Annotated in this window: 1 protein-coding gene; it reads left to right on the top strand. The window is 73.7% G+C overall.

All coding sequences use genetic code 11. The features are described 5' to 3' along the window. Nucleotides 1-16 precede the first annotated feature (16 nt). Complete coding sequence (locus D7W79_RS41710; RefSeq protein ID WP_120530719.1) at nucleotides 17-1,705, top strand: HEAT repeat domain-containing protein; 1,689 nt, start codon at nucleotides 17-19, stop codon at nucleotides 1,703-1,705. The last annotated feature ends 42 nt before the right edge of the window (nucleotides 1,706-1,747 follow it).

The following is a 1,747-nucleotide window of genomic DNA, read 5'->3' as shown; positions in this document are numbered from 1 at the left end:
GTATTGCTGGAGGCGAATGCCCACCTTCCGACGCGCCCTCGCCCTCGTGCTCCTGGCCACCGGTTGCTCGCACACGTCCTTCGAACGGGCCAGCGAGCAGGACACCGTGCAGGCCTACCAGGACTTCCTGCGCGAGCACCCGGATGATCCCGAGGCCCTGACGGCCCAGGGGCGCATCGAGGGGCTGGAGTTCGACGAGGCGAAGCGGCTGCACTCGGTCCTCGCCTACAAGCGCTTCCTGGAGACGTACCCGGACGCGCCGCAGCGGCAGCGGGCGCAGTCGCTGCTGGAGGGCCTGCGCTTCAACGCGGCGAAGGAGACGGACACGGAGGCCGGGTGGCGGCAGTTCCTCTCCGAGCACCCCGACGGCACCCACCGCGACGAGGCGCGCGCCCGGCTGCAGGCGGCCCAGGAGCGCGACGTCCAGACGACCACCGATCTCAAGCGCGTGTCGCAGCTCCTCCAGGGAGAGGCCGCGGGCGCCCGCCGCGAGGAGCTGGAGCGCAAGCTGGACGACGAGTCCTTCGCCCAGGCCAGCGACGCCGGGAAGCTCTTCGCCTACCTGCGTGACTTCCCCGCGGGCGCGCACCGCGAGGAGGTGCGCGTCAAGCTGCTGGAGCTGGAGGTGGAGGGGCTGCTCGTCTCCGGCCTGGTGGACGACGCCGAGGCGAAGGTGAAGGCCCATCCGCTGGGGCCCAAGCTGACGGGCTTCCCCGCGCGCCTGGCCCGCGCCCGCGCCGAGCAGGGCGCCCTCTCCCGCACGGAGCCCGCCGCCCGCGCGATGCAGGCGGGCCACTACCTGCGCGACCTGGAGGACCTGAAGCGCGCGCTCGTGGCGCCGGATCCGCTGGACCGCTGGCAGGCGGCGGAGGAGCTGGGCCAGCACGTCTCCGTGCGCGCGGTGGATCCGCTGCTGGAGGCGCTGCGCACGGCGCGCAACCCGCTGATCCGCCAGAACGCGCTGGCGTCGCTGCGCTCGGTGCTCTCCGCGCTGCCCGCCCCCGTGGCCGCCTATGAGGTCGCCGTGCGGCTGGAGTCCCTGCGCGAGCGCGCCAGCAGCCCGGAGCTGTACATCACCGTCGCGGCGCTCCTGGACCTGAGTGGCCAGCTGGAGCAGGCCGCCAGCCAGTACCAGCGCGTCTATGAGTCCGGCGGCACGGATCCGCTGGTGCTCTGGCGCTGGGTGCAGCTGCGCGAGCAGCGCCATCAGGCCTTCTCCTCCGCGGTGGCTGCCCGGCAGCTCGCGGTGTGGGCGCAGACGACCGCGCGCGAGGAGACCGTGTCGGCGGAGGGTGGGGTGCCCCTGGCGTCGGCCCGGCAGCTCTGCGCGGCGGTGGTGGACGCGCGCTTCGCGGCCCAGGCCATCGCCCGGGTCCGCAACGAGAAGACGGAGTTCCCCGAGGACCTGGACACCTTCGAGCGGACCGCCCAGGACGCCGTGCGGCTCGCGGAGGCGAAGCTCGCGGACGCGGAGCTGCTCCTGCGCCAGCAGCACCCCGGCGTCCGCACCTGCGCGGATCAGCAGGTGGCCGAGCGCCTGTCGCAGGGCGTGAAGGAGCGCACCCAGGCGCTCCAGCAGGCGGCGAGCGCGAAGCTGCCGAAGCCCGTGGGCACGCTGCTCTTGGAGCTGGCCCGGGAGAGAGACCCCTCGCCGGAGGTCCGCGCCGCGGCGGCCTCCCGGTTGGCCGGATCCACCCCTCCCTGAGACCTGTCTCTTATACACCTCTCCGAGCCCACGAGACATGCG

It is taken from the genome of Corallococcus exercitus (assembly GCF_003611585.1).
GTDB lineage: Bacteria > Myxococcota > Myxococcia > Myxococcales > Myxococcaceae > Corallococcus > Corallococcus exercitus.
Note: the sequence above shows the minus strand (reverse complement) of the source record. Positions and strands in the feature narration are given on the sequence as shown.

Bases quoted from the DNA above. Each gene is read 5' to 3' on its own strand.
- D7W79_RS41710 (WP_120530719.1), top strand. From the start codon at position 17: ATGCCCACCTTCCGACGCGCCCTCGCCCTCGTGCTCCTGGCCACCGGT.